At 73.1% G+C, this 20,071-nt stretch carries 18 protein-coding genes; 11 read left to right on the forward strand and 7 right to left on the reverse strand.

Translation table 11 applies throughout. The annotated features are described in order from the left end of the window. Positions 1-45: 45 nt before the first annotated feature. Entirely contained in the window at positions 46-198 is a 153-nt protein-coding gene (locus FHS34_RS22970) for a DUF8834 family protein (RefSeq protein ID WP_184968404.1), read from the reverse strand. A 206-nt stretch (positions 199-404) separates the two neighbouring features. On the opposite strand from FHS34_RS22970, the gene FHS34_RS22975 reads away from it, so the two are divergent. Further along, positions 405-1,310: an NYN domain-containing protein gene (locus FHS34_RS22975; protein WP_184968914.1), complete on the forward strand. Its 906-nt coding sequence runs from the start codon at positions 405-407 to the stop codon at positions 1,308-1,310. 80 nt (positions 1,311-1,390) lie between these two features. On the opposite strand, the gene FHS34_RS22980 is transcribed toward FHS34_RS22975, so the two are convergent. Both FHS34_RS22980 and FHS34_RS22985 read right to left on the reverse strand, forming a co-directional pair. Next, positions 1,391-2,275 (reverse strand): alpha/beta fold hydrolase, encoded by an 885-nt coding sequence (locus FHS34_RS22980; RefSeq protein WP_184968406.1) that lies wholly within the window; start codon positions 2,273-2,275, stop codon positions 1,391-1,393. 248 nt (positions 2,276-2,523) lie between these two features. Further along, positions 2,524-5,244 carry a DEAD/DEAH box helicase gene (locus FHS34_RS22985; RefSeq protein WP_225817566.1) on the reverse strand — a complete coding sequence of 907 codons (2,721 nt, stop codon included), beginning with the start codon at positions 5,242-5,244 and terminating at the stop codon, positions 2,524-2,526. Between the two features lie 502 nt (positions 5,245-5,746). Here FHS34_RS22985 and FHS34_RS22990 point away from each other — a divergent pair. Then, positions 5,747-6,493, forward strand: coding sequence for a ferritin-like fold-containing protein (locus FHS34_RS22990; RefSeq protein WP_184968410.1), 747 nt, complete (start codon positions 5,747-5,749; stop codon positions 6,491-6,493). 10 nt (positions 6,494-6,503) lie between these two features. Here the strand turns inward: FHS34_RS22990 and FHS34_RS22995 are convergent, their stop codons facing one another. From FHS34_RS22995 to FHS34_RS23010, 4 genes are all read right to left on the reverse strand, one after another. Further along, the gene (locus FHS34_RS22995) at positions 6,504-6,773 is read right to left on the reverse strand and encodes a hypothetical protein (protein WP_184968412.1); all 270 of its coding nucleotides are present in this window, start codon (positions 6,771-6,773) and stop codon (positions 6,504-6,506) included. A 167-nt stretch (positions 6,774-6,940) separates the two neighbouring features. Continuing rightward, entirely contained in the window at positions 6,941-7,168 is a 228-nt protein-coding gene (locus FHS34_RS23000; protein WP_184968414.1) for a DUF3107 domain-containing protein, read from the reverse strand. A gap of 145 nt (positions 7,169-7,313) precedes the next feature. Next, entirely contained in the window at positions 7,314-7,955 is a 642-nt protein-coding gene (locus FHS34_RS23005) for a TetR/AcrR family transcriptional regulator (RefSeq protein ID WP_184968416.1), read from the reverse strand. A gap of 156 nt (positions 7,956-8,111) precedes the next feature. Next, positions 8,112-8,345: a hypothetical protein gene (locus FHS34_RS23010; protein ID WP_184968418.1), complete on the reverse strand. Its 234-nt coding sequence runs from the start codon at positions 8,343-8,345 to the stop codon at positions 8,112-8,114. A gap of 198 nt (positions 8,346-8,543) precedes the next feature. Between FHS34_RS23010 and FHS34_RS23015 the strand changes: the two genes are divergently transcribed. From FHS34_RS23015 to FHS34_RS23050, 9 genes are all read left to right on the forward strand, one after another. Next, on the forward strand, positions 8,544-9,542 hold the full coding sequence (locus FHS34_RS23015) for an alpha/beta fold hydrolase (RefSeq protein WP_184968420.1): 999 nt from the start codon (positions 8,544-8,546) through the stop codon (positions 9,540-9,542). 8 nt (positions 9,543-9,550) lie between these two features. Then, the gene (locus tag FHS34_RS23020) at positions 9,551-10,975 is read left to right on the forward strand and encodes a DUF3152 domain-containing protein (protein ID WP_184968422.1); all 1,425 of its coding nucleotides are present in this window, start codon (positions 9,551-9,553) and stop codon (positions 10,973-10,975) included. Positions 10,976-11,032: 57 nt separating this feature from the next. After that, positions 11,033-11,128 carry an Ms4533A family Cys-rich leader peptide gene (locus FHS34_RS43835; protein ID WP_313149375.1) on the forward strand — a complete coding sequence of 32 codons (96 nt, stop codon included), beginning with the start codon at positions 11,033-11,035 and terminating at the stop codon, positions 11,126-11,128. A 224-nt stretch (positions 11,129-11,352) separates the two neighbouring features. Then, positions 11,353-13,071: an ABC transporter substrate-binding protein gene (locus tag FHS34_RS23025; RefSeq protein ID WP_184968424.1), complete on the forward strand. Its 1,719-nt coding sequence runs from the start codon at positions 11,353-11,355 to the stop codon at positions 13,069-13,071. A 4-nt stretch (positions 13,072-13,075) separates the two neighbouring features. Beyond that, positions 13,076-14,191 (forward strand): ABC transporter permease, encoded by a 1,116-nt coding sequence (locus FHS34_RS23030; RefSeq protein ID WP_184968426.1) that lies wholly within the window; start codon positions 13,076-13,078, stop codon positions 14,189-14,191. After that, complete coding sequence (locus FHS34_RS23035) at positions 14,188-15,186, forward strand: ABC transporter permease (protein ID WP_184968428.1); 999 nt, start codon at positions 14,188-14,190, stop codon at positions 15,184-15,186. The genes FHS34_RS23030 and FHS34_RS23035 overlap by 4 nt, the downstream gene beginning before the upstream one ends. Then, complete coding sequence (locus tag FHS34_RS23040; RefSeq protein ID WP_184968431.1) at positions 15,183-16,811, forward strand: dipeptide ABC transporter ATP-binding protein; 1,629 nt, start codon at positions 15,183-15,185, stop codon at positions 16,809-16,811. Before FHS34_RS23035 ends, FHS34_RS23040 begins: the two co-directional genes overlap by 4 nt. Before the next feature lie 200 nt (positions 16,812-17,011). Further along, a complete protein-coding gene (locus tag FHS34_RS23045) occupies positions 17,012-18,853 on the forward strand; it encodes a DUF3492 domain-containing protein (RefSeq protein WP_225817567.1) in 1,842 nt (613 codons plus the stop codon). Further along, positions 18,850-20,028 carry a hypothetical protein gene (locus tag FHS34_RS23050; protein WP_225817568.1) on the forward strand — a complete coding sequence of 393 codons (1,179 nt, stop codon included), beginning with the start codon at positions 18,850-18,852 and terminating at the stop codon, positions 20,026-20,028. The genes FHS34_RS23045 and FHS34_RS23050 overlap by 4 nt, the downstream gene beginning before the upstream one ends. Positions 20,029-20,071: the final 43 nt, after the last annotated feature.

The raw sequence follows: 20,071 nt of genomic DNA on the forward strand, positions 1-20,071 counted from the left end.
CTCGGCTCCCCCGGAAAGCTTGAGGGGCGAACGCCCGCGTGCGTGTTACGAGGCCGTGGTCTCGGCCGGGCGGATCCACAGGCGCTGTCCGATGGCGGCGGCCTGCTGCACGATCCGGTTGACGGAGGCGGCGTCCACGACGGTGCTGTCCACGGTGGTGCCGTCGACCTCGTCGAGTCGCATGATTTCGAAGCGCATGGCTTCTCCCTTCGTCTGGTCATCCTCCTGCGGAGAACTACTTGGAGTGACGTCTGTGTATCCAGCGTCGTACGTAGTCAACGCGACGCTTGTTACAAACATTCCCTACGCTAAAGAAATTTTTCGAACGACTAATTACTGACTGGTAAGCGGTGGGGCAGGGACCGACCGGGACCGGTTGTGTTCGCAGTGTGACCACCGGGACAATGGAGGCGATGAACGACGACCTGGCCGCCCTCGGCGCCCGTATCGACCACACCAACGAGCTGCTGGAACGCATGCTCGCCGAGGTGGCCAAGACGCCCTCGACCCACGCGATCTTCGTGGACGCGGGCTATCTGTACGCGGCCGCGGGCCGGCTGGTCGCCGGGACCGAGGACCGCCGCGCCTTCGACCTGGACGCCGAGGGCCTGATCGACGCGCTGATCGACAGGGCCCGCACGATCTTCGCGGACAGCCGGCTGCTGCGCGTCTACTGGTACGACGGTGCCCGGCGCCGCATCCACACCGCCGAGCAGCAGACCATCGCCGAACTGCCCGACGTCAAGGTCCGCCTCGGCAACCTCAACGCCAACAACCAGCAGAAGGGCGTCGACTCGCTGATCCGCACGGACCTGGAGTCACTGGCGAGGCACCGCGCGATCAGCGACGCGGCCCTCCTCGGCGGCGACGAGGACCTGGTCTCGGCGGTCGAGGCGGCCCAGGGCTACGGCGCCCGCGTCCACCTCTGGGGCATCGAGGCGCCGGAGGGCCGCAACCAGGCCGAACCGCTGCTCTGGGAGGTCGACAGCCAGCGCACCCTCGACCTGGAGTTCTTCAAGCCGTACGTCTCCCGGCGCACGGCCGCCGCGTACGACGCCACCGGCACCGCCCGCCCGAGCCGCGAGGACGTGCGCTTCGTCGGCGCCCAGATCGCGGCGAGGTGGCTCGCCTCCCGGGGCCGCGAAGCCCTCGTCGAACTGCTTCCCGGCCACCCCTACCTGCCCGGCTCCGTCGACCAGGACCTGCTGGTCGAGGCCGAGGGGCTGCTCCAGTACTCCCTGCGCGGCCACGCGGACCTCCGCCGCGCCCTCCGGGACGGGTTCTGGGGGCACCTGCAGGCGCAGTACTAGCCGCCGGCCCACGGCTTCGGCCGCCGGCTTACGGCTTCGGTGCGGGCTGCGGGCTGCGGTTTGCGGTCTGCGGTCTGCGGCTACGGGCGGCGGGCCGGGACGTCGTCCCAGAAAGCGGCGAGTGCCCGCGCCGTCTCCAGGGGACGGTCGGTGTTGGGTGAGTGCTCGGCGCCCTCGACGACCGTCCGCCGCGCCTCCAGCCGTACCGCCATGTCGTCGAGCAGCGGCACCGGCCAGGTGTCGTCCCGCGCGCCCGACAGCACGTGGAACGGCAGCGGTACGGCCGCCAACTCGGCCACCCGGTCCGGCTCCGTACACAACTGGCGGCCCGTGGCCAGGAGTTGGGCGGGCTTGGTGGCCATCCACCGGCGCCGCAGGTCGTCCCGGTCGTCCAGCCCGGCGTCGAGCGCGGGCGTGTCCGTCTCCTCCGGCGGCTCCATCGCCTGGATCGCCTCCCACACCTCCGCCATGCCCAGTACGGCGAGCGCGTCCCGGAGCAGCTTCACGCGCTCCTGCTGGGGCGTCGAGATCTGCGCCGGGCCCGAGGACATCAGGGTGAGCGACCGGAAGGGCGAGTGGTCGAGCAGGACGGCCGCGCGGGTGATCTGGCCGCCGAGGGAGTGCCCCAGCAGATGCACCGGGCCGCCGATCGCCTCCGCCAGCGCGAGTACGTCCCGCGCCAACTCCTCCTGCGCGTAGGCCGACTCGTCCGTCACGGGCCCGTCCGACTCGAACTGACCGCGCCCGTCCACGGCGACGGTCCGGTAGCCGCGCTCGGCGAGCGGCACGTGCAGCGGGTTGAAGTCCTCCTTGCTCCCGGTGAACCCCGGCAGCAGCAGCGCGACGCCCCTGGGCTCCACACCGACGGCCACGGGCGCGTCGACCACGGCGAACTCCCCGCGCGCCGTCCGAAGGGGATAGGCACGGGCGCCGGGCGGCGGAACGAAGGAAGCGGGCCTGCTCATGGGGGAGAGGCTATCCGCCGGCAGCGGGAGCGCGGGTGCCGGGTGGGCGGCACGGGTGAGGGGTGAATCTGGGGGCCGACGGGACGGGAAGGACACGGGCCGGAGCCGGACCGTCCGGGGCATCTGCTGGGGGAGGCGTGCTGCCCGGGGCATTTGCTGGGGGCAGCCGGAAACGCCGAGGGCCGGGCCCACGTGTCGTGGACCCGGCCCTCGGACCGGCTTACGCCTCCGCGTGCGCGGCGCCCGCGTCAGGCCTCAGTGGCCTCCACGGCCGCCGTGGCCTTACGGGTCCGGCGCGGCTTGGGCGTCGTCTCGGCGCTCTCACCGGCCGCCTCGGCAGCGGACGCCGCCGTCTTGCGGGTCCGGCGCCTCGGCTTGACCTCCGGCTCGTCGGTGGCCTGCGCCGGAATTTCCGGAGCGGCCGCCTCGGCAACGGCCTTGCGGGTCCGTCGCGCCTTCGGAGCGGCGACCGCGTCCCCGTCGACCGCCTCCACGGCAGCGGCCGCCGTCTTCCGGGTCCGGCGCGGCTTGGCCTCGGCCTCGGGGGCGTCGGCCGCGGCAGCGGCGGTCTTCCGGGTGCGGCGAGGCTTGGCCTCGGCTTCCGCTTCGGCCGCTTCCGGTGCGGTGGCGGCGGTCTTGCGGGCGCGACGGGGCTTGGCCTCGGTGGCCTCGGCGGTGTCGACGGCGGCCTCGGCGGCTGCCGCGGTCTTCCGGGTGCGGCGCGGCTTGGTCTCCGTGGCCTCGGCCTCCGCCGGGGCGTCGGCCGCGGTCGCCGCGGTCTTGCGGGTGCGACGCGGCTTGGCCTCGGTCGCCTCGGCGGTGTCCACGGCGGCCTCGGCGGCTGCCGCGGTCTTCCGGGTGCGGCGAGGCTTGGCCTCGGCTTCCGCTTCGGCCGCTTCCGGTGCGGTGGCGGCGGTCTTGCGGGTCCGGCGCGGCTTGGCCTCGGTCGCCTCGGCGGTGTCCACGGCGGCTGCCGCGGTCTTCCGGGTGCGGCGCGGCTTGGTCTCCGTGGCCTCGGCCTCCGCCGGAGCGTCGGCCGCGGTCGCCGCGGTCTTGCGGGTGCGACGGGGCTTGGCCTCGGTGGCCTCGGCGGTGTCGACGGCGGCCTCGGCGGCTGCCGCGGTCTTCCGCGTGCGGCGCGGCTTGGTCTCCGTAGCCTCGACCGTGTCCACCGCGGCCTCCGCCTCGGCGGCCGGCTGGGCCGTCTTCCGCGTACGGCGGCGCGGCTTGGTCTCCGCGGCCGGAGCGGCCTCGGGCGCGGGCTCCGCGACCGGGGTGACCGCGATCACGGGCTCGGCCACGACCTCGGCCGCCGGGGACGCCGCCACCGTCGGCTCCGCCACCGGAGCGGCGGCGACGGCGGGCTCGGCCGCCGCCGACTTCCGGGTACGACGGCGACGCGGCTTCTCCGGAGCCTCCAGGACAGCCGGACCCTCCACCGTGGCCACCGTCTCGACCGCGGCGGCTTCGTCGGCCGTCGTGGGCGTCGCGGCGGCCGTCACCTGCTGCGCGGGCGCTCCGCCGCGCGTACGGCGACGGCGGCGCGGCGTGCGGGTCGCGGCCTGGTTCTCCTCCGTACCGGCGGTCGTACCGGCGATCTCGTCGGCCGGCGCCGACACGGCGGGGGAGGCGTCCACCGGTGCTCCGTTGCGCGTGCGGCGGCGTCGGCGCGGCGTACGGGCCGGACGCTCATGCTCGGCCGTCTCGGCCCGGTCGCGGCCACCACGGCCACCCCGGTCGCCCCGGTCGCCCCGGTCGCCGCGAGCGCCACGCCCGCCGGTCTCGCCCAGGTCCTCCAGCTCCTCCGCGCCCAGACCCGCACGGGTCCGTTCCGAGCGCGGCAGTATGCCCTTCGTGCCCTCGGGGATGCCGAGGTCGGAGAACAGGTGCGGGGAGCTCGAGTACGTCTCCGCCGGGTCGTTGAAGTCCAGCTCCAGCGCCTTGTTGATCAGCTGCCAGCGCGGGATGTCGTCCCAGTCGACGAACGTGATCGCCGTACCCTTGGCGCCCGCCCGGCCGGTGCGGCCGACGCGGTGCAGATACGTCTTCTCGTCCTCGGGGGACTGGTAGTTGATGACATGGGTCACGCCCTCGACGTCGATGCCGCGCGCGGCGACGTCGGTGCAGACGAGGACGTCGACCTTGCCGTTGCGGAAGGCGCGCAGCGCCTGCTCACGGGCGCCCTGGCCGAGGTCGCCGTGGACCGCGCCGGAGGCGAACCCGCGGCGCTGGAGCTGCTCGGCGATGTCCGCGGCCGTGCGCTTGGTGCGGCAGAAGATCATCGCCAGTCCGCGGCCCTCGGCCTGCAGGATGCGGGCGACCATCTCCGGCTTGTCCATGGAGTGCGCGCGGTAGACGAACTGCTTGATGTTCGCGACCGTCACGCCCTCGTCGTCCGGCGCGGTGGCGCGGATGTGCGTGGGCTGCGACATGTACCGGCGCGCGAGGCCGATGACCGCGCCCGGCATGGTGGCCGAGAACAGCATGGTCTGGCGCCGGGCCGGCAGCAGGTTGATGATCTTCTCGACGTCGGGCAGGAAGCCCAGGTCGAGCATCTCGTCGGCCTCGTCGAGGACCAGGCTCTTGATGTGGCCGAGGTTCAGCTTCTTCTGGCCCGCGAGGTCGAGCAGGCGGCCCGGGGTGCCGACGACCACGTCGACGCCCTTCTTCAGGGCCTCGACCTGGGGCTCGTAGGCCCGGCCGCCGTAGATCGCCAGCACGCGCACGTTGCGCACCTTGCCCGCGGTCAGCAGGTCGTTGGTGACCTGCGTGCACAGCTCGCGCGTGGGAACGACGACGAGCGCCTGCGGGGCGTCGGTGAGGGCCTCGGGGGCGGCGCGTCCGGCCTCGACGTCGGCGGGGACGGTGACGCGCTCCAGGAGCGGGAGGCCGAAGCCCAGCGTCTTTCCGGTGCCGGTCTTGGCCTGGCCGATGACGTCCGTGCCGGAGAGGGCGACGGGGAGTGTCATCTCCTGGATGGGGAAGGGAGTGGTGATGCCGACGGCTTCCAGGGCCTCAGCGGTCTCGGGGAGGATCCCAAGTTCTCGAAACGTCGTAGTCAGGGTGCTGCCTCTTCTGTGTGTGCGGTGCGAGGCGAGCGCGGGGATCATGTCTGACCGTGCCGGGGACGTCGGCCGCCGTACGGGCGAGCCACTCGGGCAAGCCGTTGGACACGGGACCTCTGCCGACGCTCTAGCGCTCGTACCGCTGAGGGTCCCTCCTGTCGTCGTACGGTCCTAGCCGTACGGCCTTGGAGGGCTGTCGGGTCGGAGCCGATCGGGCCACCGACCGGGCATCCTCAATGCGTGCAGCCTGTCGGGACACGTCGAACACCGTCGACGCACTCAGCAGGCGCATTACCACCATACCCCGGATTCACGCACATGCGATGGCCGATTTGGTCACGTAGTCGTGGTCACAGTGATCGGCCAGGGGCCTGAGAGGGGTGCCGAGCGGGCTATTGTGCGGCTCATGACTAGCTCTGACAAGCCTGAGAACGCGTCCGCCGCACCCGCCGAACCCACCGGTGTCGCCGCCCAGGACTGGGCGCAGGCGTCCGCGGACCCGCAGTACCGCGCCGCGGTCGTGGACCTGCTCGGCGCGCTCGCGTACGGAGAGCTGGCGGCGTTCGAACGGCTCGCGGAGGACGCCAAGCTGGCGCCGACCCTCGCGGACAAGGCCGAGCTGGCGAAGATGGCCTCGGCCGAGTTCCACCACTTCGAGCGCCTGCGGGACCGGCTGACCGGGATCGGCGAGGAGCCGACGGCCGCCATGGACCCGTTCGTGGCCGCACTGGACGGCTTCCACCGGCAGACCGCGCCCTCGGACTGGCTGGAGGGCCTGGTCAAGGCGTACGTGGGCGACTCGATCGCGAGCGACTTCTACCGTGAGGTCGCGGCCCGTCTCGACTCCGACACGCGCGAGCTGGTGCTCGCCGTGCTCGACGACACCGGCCACGCCGGTTTCGCCGTGGAGAAGGTGCGTGCCGCCATCGACGCCGACCCGCGCGTGGGCGGCCGGCTGGCCCTGTGGGCGCGGCGGCTGATGGGTGAGGCCCTGTCGCAGTCCCAGCGGGTGGTCGCCGACCGGGACGCGCTGTCCACGATGCTCGTCGGGGGCGTCGCCGACGGATTCGATCTCGCCGAGGTCGGCAGGATGTTCTCGCGGATCACCGAGGCGCACACCAAGCGGATGGCCGCGCTGGGCCTCGCCGCGTAGCGCTCCGCGGCTACGCCGTCAATGATCGTCGGCGCAGGCGGCCCGTCGGCCGGAGCAGCAGCGACAGGGACGCCACCGCGATGATCGCGGCACCCAGGAGGCTGAAGAGGGCCGTGCCGGGGCCCAGGGCGGTGCGGGTGACGAAGTCACCGAAGAGGGCTCCGGCGACGCCCGTCGAAAACACCAGCGGGCGGGCCGGCAGCCGATGGGCGAGGCGGTGCGCCGCCGCCCAGGCAAGGATCAGACCGAGCACGGCGGAGCCGAGTGCTTCCAGGATCATGTCGGGGGTCCCTCCCACGGCCGGTCTGGCTCGACGGTCGTAGCCCGTCATACCCGTGACCTGCGGATTGCAATCCTTGGCTGTGGGGGAGTTGTGCTCCGTATGTGTGCGCGAACACGCGCGAGGGCCCGGCGGCACACGGCCGCCGGGCCCTTCGCGACTTCGGCTCAGAGCGTGCCGAAACCGACCTTGCGCACGGTCGGCTCGCCGATCTCCACGTACGCCAGACGGTCCGTCGGCACCAGGACCTTGCGGCCCTTCTCGTCCTGGAGGCTCAGCAGCTGCGTCTTCCCGGTCAGCGCCTCGCTCACCAGGCGCTCGACCTCCTCGACGCTCTGACCGCTCTCCAGAACGATCTCGCGGGGCGCGTACTGCACGCCGATCTTGACCTCCACGGCTATGTCCCTCCGACGGTCAGTGATGTGCGCGATCTTCCGCGCCGTACTCCGCACACATTAGCCCGGTGAGGGGACGTACACGCTGCGGGACGGAACGCCAGGAGCGAACACCGTGCGGGAACAGACCGGCGCCGAGCCGAGTTCAGTGGTGCTCGGTGCCGTGCAGCGGGAATCCGGCGATGCCCCGCCAGGCCAGCGAGGTCAGCAGCTGCACCGCCTGGTCGCGCGGGACGCTGCGGTCGCTGTGCAGCCAGGAGCGGGCGACCACCTGGGCGAGGCCGCCGAGTCCGGAGGCGAGCAGCATCGACTCCGCGCGCGAGAGACCGGTGTCCTCGGCGATGACGTCGCAGATCGCCTCGGCGCACTCGTTGGTGACCTTGTCCACGCGCTCGCGTACCGCGGGCTCGTTGGTCAGGTCGGACTCGAAGACCAGCCGGAAGGCCCCGCCGTCGTCCTCCACGTACGCGAAGTAGGCGTCCATCGTCGCCCGCACGCGCTGCTTGTTGTCGGTCGTCGACGCCAGGGCACCGCGCACCGCCTGGATCAGCGACTCGCAGTGCTGGTCCAGCAGCGCGAGGTAGAGGTCCAGCTTGCCGGGGAAGTGCTGGTACAGCACCGGCTTGCTCACACCGGCCCGCTCGGCGATGTCGTCCATCGCCGCCGCGTGGTAGCCCTGCGCGACGAAAACCTCCTGAGCGGCACCCAGCAACTGGTTCCGCCGGGCTCGGCGCGGCAGACGGGTGCCGCGCGGGCGTGCTGCCTCAGTTTGCTCGATGGCTGTCACGCCGCCTCCCAAAGTCGTCCACTTGCGGTGTCGGCCGCGCGGCCATCGTACTTTTCGGTAACCGTGGTGTGCGCGGTGCGAGCGCAGAATTTCACGTACCGGACGACGGCGAAAGCCGTGCGGCGCCCCAGGGGCGGCCGGACGGGTCCCGTGAGGTCAGCGGTAGTCGTCCTCGTCGAGCGAGACCACGCGCGCCTGTTCGATGAGATCGCCCTCGCTTCCCCGGTCCGGGTCCACGTCCGTCAGCGGGTCGTCGCGGTCCGGAGCGATGTCGGCGTGCTGCTCGACGGCGTCCACCTCGGGCGCCTCGACGTCGATCTCCGGTGCCACGTCGGCCGCCGGGTCGTCGAGGTCCTCGAACGCGTCGGGCTCGGTCGGGTCATATGCCATGGTGGGCTCCCTTCCTACGAACGTCCCTGGAAGCAGCAGGGGCCACACGAGGGTGCCCTCTGTACGAGCCTAGGAGACAGCTGATCCGGACGCCATGCCGTCCGGCCTGTTCGCTGCCCCGGTTCTCCGGCCGCGGCCGGTTCACTCTGTGACGGCGAACACACCGACCTGGACGTGATCACCTCGTAACATTGCCGCATGTCTTCGACCGAGTCGCCGTCCGTGCCGGCCGCAAGTGTGCTCCCCCGGGTGGCGCCCGTCCGGGTCGGCGAGGGCGAGCGGCTGCGGTCCGTGGGCCTGCCCGGCGTCACCCTGTCGATCCGTTCCCGGCGCCCCGCGCGCGAGGACCTGCCGCCCGCGCTGTACGTGCACGGGCTGGGCGGCTCCTCGCAGAACTGGTCGTTGCTGATGGCCGAGCTGGACGGCGTCGTCGACAGCGAGGCGGTCGACCTGCCGGGCTTCGGCGACTCACCGCCCCCGGACGACGGCGACTACTCCGTCACCGGTCACGCGCGCGCGGTGATCCGCCATCTCGACGCCGCCGGCCGCGGCCCGGTGCACCTGTTCGGCAATTCGCTGGGCGGCGCGGTCGCCACGCGCGTGGCCGCCGTACGCCCGGACCTCGTCCGCACGCTCACGCTCGTCTCGCCCGCCCTGCCGGAGCTGCGCGTCCAGCGCACCGCGGTGCCCACGGGGCTGCTCGGCGTGCCCGGGATCGCCGCCCTCTTCACCCGGCTCACCAGGGAGTGGACGGCCGAGCAGCGGGTGCGCGGCGTCATGGGGCTCTGCTACGGCGACCCCGGCCGGGTCCCGCCGGAGGCCTTCCGGCACGCCGTGGAGGAGCTGGAGCGGCGGCAGCAACTGCCGTACTTCTGGGATGCCATGGCACGCTCCGCGCGCGGGATCGTCAACGCCTACACCCTGGGCGGACAGCACGGGCTGTGGCGCCAGGCCGAGCGGGTGCTCTCCCCGACCCTGCTGATCTACGGCGGCCGGGACCAGCTGGTCGGCTTCCGCATGGCCGGCAAGGCGGCCCGCGCCTTCCGCGACTCCCGGCTGCTGTCCCTGCCGGACGCCGGGCACGTGGCGATGATGGAGTACCCCGACGTGGTGGCCGACGCCTTCCGGGAACTCCTGGCACAGACGGCCGGCTCCGCCGAGGGCGCCGCGCCCGCGGCCGTGGGTGCGGGGAGCTGAGGGCCGGGGTGGGACGACACAGCCGCCGCGGACCGGCTCCGAAGACCGAGTCCGCCGACATAGACGCGAACCGGGGGAACCAGCGCATCCCGGGGGCCCGGCGGGGCGCACGCGCCGACGACCGGAAGGACGGTGCGTCCCGGCAGCCGGACGGCACTCCGGCGCACGGCACACCCGGGCCCGGGCTTCCCGACGGCACTCCCTCGCGCGGGACGCCGGGGACTCCCGGGGGTACCCCGGCGCGCGGTGTGCCCAGGCTTCCCGACGGGACCCCCGCGCACGGTGTGCCCAGGCTCCCGGACGGGACCCCCGCGCGGAGCGGGCACCCCGAGCAGCGGGAGGCCGGTGGCGGCTGGGGACGGTTCACCGGCCGTGCGGCCGGTACCGGGGGGCCCGGTGTGGTACTGCCGCGGCAGCGGCAGGCGGGGCCGGACGGTCCGGGGCGCGGCTCCGGACCCCGGCAGGACTACCTCGACGCCTTCGAGGGCGCCGGCACCCGGAAGCCCGGGGACACCGGTGCGCGCGCGGCCGGCGAGGGCCGGACGCGTCCCACCGACGGCCGGCCGGCCGAGGCGCCGCGGGCGGACGGCGTCGCGGCGGACGGGGGCGCGGACGGGGTGGCCGTTCCCGCGCAGCGCGGCGGCACCAAGGGATGGGCCTTCACCGGTATCGCGGCCGCCGCCGTCACCACCGTGCTCGCCGTGGTCGTCGCCGGGCAGGTGACCAAGGGGCGGGCCGAGGGCGACGAGCAGTCGCGGTCGGCCACCGGCCAGGCCCCCGGCCCGGGGACCTCCGGCGCGCCGACGCCCTCCGCCGTGCCGGGCGCGGTGGCTCTGACGTACGACCAGAAGATGAGCAAGACGTACCCGCTGGGCGCCAAGCTGACCGGGCCGGGGAAGTTCGACGCCGTGCCCGGAGACGACAAGGCGCCCGGCACCGGGCAGCGGTACCGGTACCGCGTCGACGTCGAGCAGGGGCTGGGACTGGACGGCGTGCTCTTCGCCGAGGCCGTGCAGAAGACCCTCAACGACAAGCGCAGCTGGGCACACGGCGGTGCCCGGACCTTCGAGCGCGTCTCCTCCGGCAAGCCCGACTTCGTGATCACCCTGGCCAGCCCAGGCACCACCGCCAAGTGGTGCGCCAAGTCCGGCCTGGACACCACGGAGGACAACGTCTCCTGCGACTCGGCCGCGACCGAACGCGTCATGATCAATGCGTACCGGTGGGCCCAGGGCAGCACGACCTACGGTGACCGGATCCATGCCTACCGGCAGATGTTGATCAACCATGAAGTCGGGCACCGGCTCGGCAACGGGCACGTCACCTGCCAGAAGGACGGCGCGCTGGCACCCGTCATGCAGCAGCAGACGAAGTTCCTGAACCACGACGGAATCCACTGCCGTCCCAACCCGTGGCCCTATCCCACGAGTTGACGGACCCCGCTTATGTCACATTGACATGAGCCCGCATGGTCGTTCATATTTCTGCGCATGTGGTCCAGTCATGCCGTCCCTTCGAGCGCCTCCATCGAGCTGGCGCTCATCGGCGTGACCGCACTCTGCGTGGCCGACATCCACTGTCGCTGACGCCGCCTCCCAGGCGTTCGCGTCGCGACTTCTTTCCCTCTTTGTGTCCGTGACCGTGTCACGGACCTTTCGACGACCCGACGCCGGGGCCGACGTCTGCCCGCAGCCGTCTCATTCCTCGTCCACATGTCTCACCTGTCGAGAATCCCTTCGAGAAGCCTTCGAGAAACCCTCGATCAACTCTCGATCAACCCGACACGTCACCCCGAGAGGTCGTCATTCCGATGCGTCAATCGTCCGTCCGCGCGCGCCGTGTGGCAGCGGCATCCGTCAGCCTGGTCGTGGCAGCGGGCGTCGCCGCCTGCGGTCCGAAGGACAACGATGCCAAGGGTTCCGGTGGCGACTCCACGCCCCACAAGGGCGGCACACTCACGGTCCTGAACTCCGAGCCGCAGGCCGACTTCGACCCCGCGCGGCTGTACACCTCCGGCGGCGGAAACGTTCCCTCGCTCGTCTTCCGCACCCTCACCACCCGCAACCGCGAGAACGGCGCGGCCGGCTCCGAGGTCGTCCCGGACCTCGCCACCGACACCGGGCGCCCCAACAAGGACGCGACCGTGTGGACGTACACCCTCAAGAAGGGGCTCAAGTACGAGGACGGTACGCCGATCACCTCGGCCGACATCAAGTACGGCATCGAGCGCTCCTTCGCCCCCGAACTCTCCGGCGGCGCCCCCTACCTGCGCGACTGGCTGGTCGGTGCCGCCGGCTACCAGGGGCCGTACAAGGACCGGAAGGGCCTGTCGTCGATCGGGACGCCGGACGCCCGGACCATCGTCTTCCACCTGAACAAGCCCGAGGGCGAGTTCCCGTTCCTCGCCACGCAGACGCAGTTCACCCCGGTGCCCAAGAGCAAGGACACCGGAACCAAGTACGAGTCGCACCCGGTCTCGTCCGGCCCCTACAAGGTCGTCAAGAACGAGAACGACGGCGAGCACCTCGTCCTGGAGCGCAACCCGAACTGGTCGGCCGCGACCGACGCCGAGCGCAAGGCGTACCCGGACACGATCGACGTGCGCTCCGGCCTCGACTCCTCGGTGATCAACCAGCGGCTGTCCGCGTCCCAGGGTGCGGACGCCGCAGCCGTCACCACGGACACCAACCTCGGCCCGGCCGAACTCGCCAAGGTCAGCGGCGACAAGGAACTGGCCGCGCGCGTGGGCACCGGCCACTTCGGCTACACGAACTACCTCGCGTTCAACCCGACCGTGAAGCCGTTCGACAACCCCGAGGTGCGCCAGGCCGTCGCCTACGCCGTCGACCGCTCCTCCGTGGTCAACGCGGCCGGCGGCAGCGCCCTCGCCGAGCCCGCCACCACCTTCCTGCCGAACCAGAAGTCCTTCGGCTACACGCCCTACGACCCGTTCCCGGCGGGCCGGGCCGGCGACCCGGAGAAGGCCAGGAAGCTGCTGGAGCAGGCCGGCTACAAGAACGGGCTGACCGTCACGCTCACGCATTCCAACGACAAGAACTTCGAGACCAGCCCGGAGATCGCCACCGCCCTCCAGGACGCGCTCAAGAAGGCCGGCATCACGGTCAGGCTGCAGGGCCTGGAGGACAACGACTACCGGGACAAGATCCACGGTGTGAAGACCGAGCCGGGCCTCTTCCTCGCCCACTGGGGTGCCGACTGGCCCTCCGGCGGCCCCTTCCTCGCCCCCATCTTCGACGGCCGGCAGATCGTCAAGGACGGCGCCAACTTCAACACGGGCCTGCTGAACGACAAGACGGTCAATGGCGAGATTGACGCGATCAACAAGTTGACCGATCTCGACGCCGCCGCAAAGCGGTGGGGTGCACTGGACAAGAAGATCGGCGACAAGGCCCTCGTCGTGCCGCTGTTCCACCCGGTCTACAAGCGCCTGTACGGCAAGGACGTCAAGAACGTCGTCATCAGCGACTGGACCGGCGTCCTGGACATCTCCCAGGTCGCGGTGAAGTAGCACCGTGAGCGAGGCACTTGCCGCCGTCGAGACCGCCGGGACGGGTACCTCCGTCCCGGCGGCCTCGGGGGCACGTCAGTTCTGGCGGCGGCTGCGGGCGCAGCGCGCCGCGCTGGTCGCCGCGGCCGTCGTCGCGCTGCTCGTCCTGGTCGCGCTCGCCGCGCCGCTGCTCACCGCCCTGGAGGGCCAGGACCCCACCACCTACCACCCCACCCTGATCGACTCCGCGCGGGGAGGCGTGCCCATCGGCTCCTTCGGCGGCGCGAGCGCCGACCACTGGCTGGGCGTCGAACCGCAGACCGGACGCGACATGTTCGCCCGGCTGGTCTACGGCGCACGGGTCTCGCTCGGCGTGTCGCTCGGCGCCACCCTGGTGCAGGTCGTCCTCGGCGTCGCCATGGGCGTGGCCGCCGGACTGGGCAACCGCTGGGTCGACCTGATCCTGAGCCGCATCACCGACATCTTCATCTCGATGCCGTTGATGATCATGGCTCTGGCGCTGCTGGCCATCGTGCCCAGCGGCTTTCCGCGGCCCGTCCTCGTCGCGCTGATCATCTCCCTGGTCGCCGGCTGGAGCACGACGGCGAAGATGGTGCGCGCGCAGACCCTCGCCCTCAAGAACCTCGACTACGTCTCCGCGTCCCGGCTCAGCGGCTGGAGCACCTGGCGGACCGCCGTGCGCGAACTGCTGCCGGGCCTGGCCGCGCCGGTCATCACGTACGCCGCGCTGCTGATCCCGCAGAACATCAGCGCCGAGGCCGCCCTGTCCTTCCTGGGCGTCGGCGTGAAGCCGCCCACGCCCTCCTGGGGACAGATGCTCACCTCGGCCGACGTCTGGTACCAGGCGGCCCCGCAGTACCTGCTGCTGCCCGCCCTCGCCCTGTTCCTGACCGTGTTCGCGATGACCGTCCTCGGCGACGGCGTCCGCGTCGCCCTCGACCCGCGCGCCGCCTCCCGCCTGCGCGTCGGCACCGGACGCAGACGGGAGGCCCGCGCGGCGAAGGCCGTACCGGGATCCGATGCTGCCGCGGCGAAGGCCGTACCGGGATCCGATGCTGCCGCGGCGAAGGCCGTACCGGCCCCGGACGCGGCCGTGGTGAAGAAGGAGGACCGGGCGTGAACGGCTTCACCGGCTTCGTCCTGCGCCGCATCGCCGGCGCCGTGATCACCCTGTTCGTGCTCTCGGTGATCATCTACGTCGTCTTCTACGTCACCCCCGGCGACGTCGCCCAGATCACCTGCGGCCCGCGCTGCTCCCCGGCCCAGGTCCACCAGGTGTCCCAGCAGCTCCATCTCGACGATCCGCTGTACGTGCGCTACTGGCACTTCCTGCAGGGGCTCTTCGTCGGCCAGGACTTCTCGACCGGCACCTCCGTGGAGCACTGCGCGGCGCCCTGCCTCGGCCAGTCGTACCAGACCGACCAGCAGGTCACCGACATCATCCTGGCCAAGCTGCCGGTGAGCTTCTCGCTGGTGATCGGCGCGATGGTGATCTGGCTGCTGGTCGGCGTCGGCACGGGCGTGCTGTCCGCCTGGCGGCGCGGCCGGCTCTCCGAGCGCCTGCTGACCGCGGTCACGCTGGCGGGCGTGGCCACGCCGGTCTTCGTCATCGGCCTGGTCCTGATGATCGTCGTCTGCGGCGAACTGCAGCTGCTGCCCTTCCCGCAGTACGTGAACTTCACCGACGACCCCGAACAGTGGGCGTGGAACCTGCTGCTGCCCTGGCTGTCGCTGGCCCTCATCGAGGCGGCCAACTTCGCCCGGATGACCCGGGCGTCGATGCTGGAGACGCTGGCCGAGGACCACATCCGTACGTTCCGCGCGTACGGCGTCGCCGAGCGCGCGTTGATCGCCCGGCACGCGCTGCGCGGCGCGACGGCCTCCGTGATCGCCCTCAACGCGGTCACCTTCGGCTCGGCCGTCGGCGGCGCCGTCCTCACCGAGACCCTCTTCGGGCTGCCCGGCATCGGCCAGGAGCTGGTGCACGCGGTGAAGGTCGTCGACCTGCCGGTGGTCGTCGGCATGGTCCTGGTCATCGGCTTCTTCGTGGTCCTCGCCAACGCCGTCGCGGACGTCCTGTACGCGGTGGCCGACCGACGGGTGGTGCTCGCATGAGCCTGGTGGAAGTGGCGGACCTGACCGTCGAGTTCGGTGACCTGCGCGCCGTCGACGGGCTCTCCTTCAGCCTGGCGAAGGGAGCCGCCCTCGCCCTGGTCGGCGAGTCCGGCTCCGGCAAGTCCACGGTCGCGGGCGCCCTGCTGGGCCTGCACCGGGGCACCGGAGCCCGGGTCGGCGGCTCGGTGCGGGTGGCCGGCACCGACGTCCAGGCGGCCTCCGACGAGGAACTGCGCCGGCTGCGCGGGGCCGGGGCCGCCATGGTCTTCCAGGACCCGCTGTCCTCGCTCGACCCGTACTACGCGATCGGTGACCAGATCGCCGAGGTCCACCGCGTCCACACGCGCGTGTCACGCCGCGCCGCACGCGCGCGTGCCGTCGAGGTGCTGGAGCGGGTCGGGATCCCGGACGCACGACGGCGCTCCCGGTCCCGCCCGCACGAGTTCAGCGGCGGCATGCGCCAGCGCGCCCTCATCGCCATGGCCCTCGCCTGTGAGCCGGACCTGCTGATCGCCGACGAGCCGACCACCGCCCTCGACGTCACCGTCCAGGCCCAGATCCTCGATCTGCTGCACGCGCTGCGCGCGGAGACCGGCATGGGCCTGCTCCTCGTCACCCACGACGTGGGCGTGGCCGCCGAGAGCGTGGACGACATCCTCGTCATGCGGCACGGCAGGGCCGTCGAGCGCGGCCCGGTCGGCGCGGTCCTCGCCGAGCCCGCCGAGGCGTACACGCGCCGGCTGCTCGACGCCGTCCCGCGCGTCGACGCCCGCCGGACCGGCTCACCGGCCACCGACGAGGTCGTGCTGGAGGCCACCGGCGTGCGGCGCGAGTTCGGGCGCGGCAAGCGCGCGTTCGCGGCGGTGGACGACGTCTCCGTGACCGTCCGGCGCGGGGAGACCCTCGGCGTGGTCGGAGAGAGCGGCAGCGGCAAGACCACGCTCGGCCGCATGCTGGTGGGGCTGCTGGAGCCGACCGCGGGCGGCATCCGCTACGAGGGGCGCCCGCACACCGGTGTGAACCCGGCCGTGCAGATGGTCTTCCAGGATCCCGTCTCCTCCCTCAACCCCCGCCGCGGCGTGGGCGAGTCCATCGCCGACCCGCTCCGCGCGCGCGGGGAACGCGACGAGTCACGCATCCGGGGACGCGTGACGGAACTGCTGGAACGCGTGGGCCTGGACCGGGCGCACTACGACCGCTACCCGCACGAGTTCAGCGGCGGACAGCGCCAGCGCATCGGTATCGCGCGGGCGCTCGCCGCCGAGCCGCGCGTCATCGTCTGCGACGAGCCCGTCTCGGCGCTCGACGTCACCACCCAGGCGCAGGTGGTCGCCCTGCTCGGCGAGCTCCAGCGTGAACTCGGCCTGGCGCTGGTCTTCATCGCGCACGACCTCGCCGTAGTCCGCCAGGTCAGCGACCGGGTCGCGGTGATGCGGCGCGGCCGGCTCGTCGAGTACGGGCCCGCCGACGAGGTCTACGACAGCCCGCGCGAGCCGTACACCCGGCAGCTGCTGGCCGCCGTACCCGCGCTCGACCCGGAGCTGGCGGCCCGCCGCCGCGCCGCCCGGCGCGAACCGGCAGCGGCCGGGCTTCCGGCCCAGGGAACCCGCACCCGGGTGGCGTAACGTTTCGCGATCGTGCGATCACCCTCCGATCCTTAGCGCGACCGAACGTCACCCGCACGCGAAAGTTACGACCGTTCACCCCTTTTGGTGGTGCGATGGACAACCGTCCGTCGCACCACCGCCTTGTCCCCTTACGTTCATCCCGCTGCGAGCCGCCGGGACAACGGCGGCTCCCCAGACGGGAGAACGGGGGTGCACACGTGCGCATAGGACTGCTGACCGAGGGTGGCTATCCGTATGTGAGCGGTGACGCCGGGCTCTGGTGCGACCGGCTCGTGCGCGGGCTCGAGCGGCACGAGTTCGACGTCTACGCGCTCAGCCGCAGCCGGCGCCAGGAGGCCGACGGCTGCGTTCCGCTCCCACCGCAGGTCCGCCGGGTGCGGACCGCGCCGCTGTGGACGGCCGAGGACGACGGGGTCGCCCACGGACGGCGCGCACGCCGGCGCTTCGCCGAGTACTACGGGGAACTGGTGGCGGCGGTCTGCGCCGGGGACGCCTCGGGCACGGCCGGCGAACCCGGTTCCCATTCCGGCGGGGGCGGCCACGGGGGGCCGGGGCGCGGCGGAGTCCGGACCGAGGGGCTCGGGGCGGATGCGGGCGACGGGGCCGGTCCCGCCGGGGACGGTCACGGGGCCGCCGGTACCCAAGGCGTGTCCGGTGACCTGGCGGACCGTTTCGGCAGCGCGCTGTACGGGCTCGCCGAACTCGCCCGCGAGGAGGGCGGACTCGTCGGCGCCCTGCGCTCCGACACGGCCGTACGCACCCTGGAGCGTGCCTGCCGCGCCCCCCGTGCGCTGCGCACGGCGCGCGAGGCGCGCGTACCCGACCTGCTCGCCGTCGCCGCACACCTCGAACGCGCCCTGCGCCCCCTCTCGCTCGACTGGTACGACGACGACGCACTCGGCGCGGCCGACCTCAGCCACGCCACCGCGGGCGGTCCCGCCGCCCTCTGCGGACTGCTCGCCCGGCACTTCTCCGGCGTACCGCTGCTCGTCACCGAGTACGGCGTGCGGCTCCGCTCGCACTACCTGACCCTCGGCCCCGACGCCGCCGCCCCCGCGGTCCGCGCCCTGCTCGGCGCCTTCCACGGCCGGCTCGCCGCCGAGGTCTACCGCGCGGCCGAGATCCTCACCCCGGGCAACGCCCACGCCCGCCGCTGGCAGGAACGGTGCGGTGCCGACCGCGCCCGGATCCGCACGGTGTACCCCGGCATGGAGGCGGGCCGCTTCACCGAGGTCGGCGAGTCCCCGGACCGGGCCGATCCGGACACGCTGGTCTGGGTCGGGCGCGTCGAACCCGCCAAGGACCTGGTGTCCCTGCTGCACGCCTTCGCCGAGGTGCGCAAGGAGGAGCCCGAGGCCCGCCTGCGGATCGTGGGCGCCCCCTCCGGCGCCGAGGGCGCGGCCTACCTCGGCCACTGCCGGGCGCTGGCCGCACAGCTCTTCCCGGACGAGGCGGAGGGCGCGCACGCCGTCGGCGACAACCCCGTCTCCTTCGAGGAGATCGGTGCCCCGGAGGTCCCGACGCTGCCCGAGGCGTACGCCGCCGGCGCCGTCGTCGTCCTCTCCAGCGTCGTGGAGGGCTTCCCGATCGGCCTGGTCGAGGCCATGTTCTGCGGCCGGGCCACCGTGTCCACGGACGTGGGCGCGGTCGTGGAGGTCATCGGCGGCACCGGACTGGTCGTGCCCCCGCGCAACCCCCGGGCGCTCGCCGAGGCGTGCGTGGCGCTGCTGCGCGACCCCGAGCGCCGTGAGCGTCTCGGAGCCGCCGCGCGTGCCCGGGCGCTCGAACTGTTCACCGTCGAGCAGAACATCACGGCATTTCACGGCATTTACCTGGAGATCGTCTCGCACAGCCCGGTGCGCCGGGTCGTCCTGGACGAGTCCGGCGAGCCGCTGCCCTTCGCGGCCCCCGCCGAGTCCCGCGTCCCCGGCCGCTGGACCGACTCCACCGCCCGCGCCCTGCCCCGCGGCATCCCCGGCTGGGCCACGTCGGCCCCGGTCCGCGCCACCCCGCTGGCGACCGCCGAGGGGGCACGATGAGCGAACTGGACAGCCGCACCGCCGACGACGCGGGGCCGGTTCCATCGGCCGGGCGGAAACGGGCCGTCGGCCCCCGGCGGGCGTCCGTGGACCCGGTGAAGGCCCTGCTGCACCGGCACCGTGAACTGTGTGAGCGGGCGGTGGACCCGCTGGAGATCGCCGCGGGGCTGGAGGCGCACGGGGTCACCGACCGGACGGCCGCCCGCTTCCGCCACCGTGACGTCTTCTCGCTCGCCGAGGAGCTGTACGCGCGCGTGCCCCGGCACGCCGAGCCGTGCCCGGAGCCCCGCCCGCTGCCCGTGCCCCGTGTCCGCCTCGGCCGGCTGCTGCTCACCCTCCTGCCCGGAGCGCTCGGCACGGCCACGGTGACCGGGCTGCGCCTCACCCATGGGGACACCCGGCCGCTGGTGGCCGCCGCCGGCCTAGTCGCCGTCGCGCTCGCCGTCCGCGCGGTCCTGCGCCACGGCCCGCTCGCCGGCCCGCCCGGCACGCGCGCGTGGCGGACCGCGATCGGCACGCGCACGTGGACGCTCTGGCTGCTCGCCTACGCCCTCGTCGGTGACGGCCTCCTCCGCGCCGTGCTGACGGGTGGGCCCGACGCCCTGCCCACCGGAGCCCCGGACGGCCCCTGGCCCACGACCACCGCGCCCGCCCTGGCACTCCTGGCGGCCTGCGCCCCCGCGGCCTGGTCCGCCCGCCTGCTCTCCGCCGGCGCCCGGCGCAGACTCGCCGGCAGCCGGGGCCTGGAGGACTTCACGGCCGCCGCCAGGCCGCTGCTGCTCGGCGCGTTCGCCGCGTTCCTGAGCGCCCTCGGCGTACTGCTCGCAGTCTCCGGCACCGCCCTGCGCGAGCCCGCGGCCTACCCGCAGGCCCTCACCCTCGGCGCCCTGCTCCTCCTCGCCCGCCTGCTCACCGTGCACCGCCACCGGCATGCCCCCGCCCTCGCACTGGGTGCCGCGGTGGCCGTGGAGGCGGCGTCCCTGGCCCTGCCGGTGGCCGGCCGGCTGCCCGGCTGCGCCTTCCTGGCCGTGCCCGTCGAGACCCTCGTCGACGCCTGGGGCGAAGCCGCCGTACCGGCCCTCGCCTGCGGCGCCGCGGCCCTGGCCCTGCTGTGGCACGCGGGCCGCACCCTCACCCGGGCCTCGGCCCACGCCCCCACGGGAGCACCCGAGTGAACCCTCCGCCCACCGGCCCCACCCACCGCCTTCGGGCACCCGC

This window comes from Streptomyces echinatus (genome assembly GCF_014203595.1).
GTDB lineage: Bacteria > Actinomycetota > Actinomycetes > Streptomycetales > Streptomycetaceae > Streptomyces > Streptomyces echinatus.

Bases quoted from the DNA above. Each gene is read 5' to 3' on its own strand.
- FHS34_RS22970 (WP_184968404.1), bottom strand. From the start codon at position 198: ATGCGCTTCGAAATCATGCGACTCGACGAGGTCGACGGCACCACCGTG.
- FHS34_RS22975 (WP_184968914.1), top strand. From the start codon at position 405: ATGGAGGCGATGAACGACGACCTGGCCGCCCTCGGCGCCCGTATCGAC.
- FHS34_RS22980 (WP_184968406.1), bottom strand. From the start codon at position 2,275: ATGAGCAGGCCCGCTTCCTTCGTTCCGCCGCCCGGCGCCCGTGCCTAT.
- FHS34_RS22985 (WP_225817566.1), bottom strand. From the start codon at position 5,244: ATGACACTCCCCGTCGCCCTCTCCGGCACGGACGTCATCGGCCAGGCC.
- FHS34_RS22990 (WP_184968410.1), top strand. From the start codon at position 5,747: ATGACTAGCTCTGACAAGCCTGAGAACGCGTCCGCCGCACCCGCCGAA.
- FHS34_RS22995 (WP_184968412.1), bottom strand. From the start codon at position 6,773: ATGATCCTGGAAGCACTCGGCTCCGCCGTGCTCGGTCTGATCCTTGCC.
- FHS34_RS23010 (WP_184968418.1), bottom strand. From the start codon at position 8,345: ATGGCATATGACCCGACCGAGCCCGACGCGTTCGAGGACCTCGACGAC.
- FHS34_RS23015 (WP_184968420.1), top strand. From the start codon at position 8,544: ATGTCTTCGACCGAGTCGCCGTCCGTGCCGGCCGCAAGTGTGCTCCCC.
- FHS34_RS43835 (WP_313149375.1), top strand. From the start codon at position 11,033: ATGTGGTCCAGTCATGCCGTCCCTTCGAGCGCCTCCATCGAGCTGGCG.
- FHS34_RS23025 (WP_184968424.1), top strand. From the start codon at position 11,353: ATGCGTCAATCGTCCGTCCGCGCGCGCCGTGTGGCAGCGGCATCCGTC.
- FHS34_RS23040 (WP_184968431.1), top strand. From the start codon at position 15,183: ATGAGCCTGGTGGAAGTGGCGGACCTGACCGTCGAGTTCGGTGACCTG.
- FHS34_RS23050 (WP_225817568.1), top strand. From the start codon at position 18,850: ATGAGCGAACTGGACAGCCGCACCGCCGACGACGCGGGGCCGGTTCCA.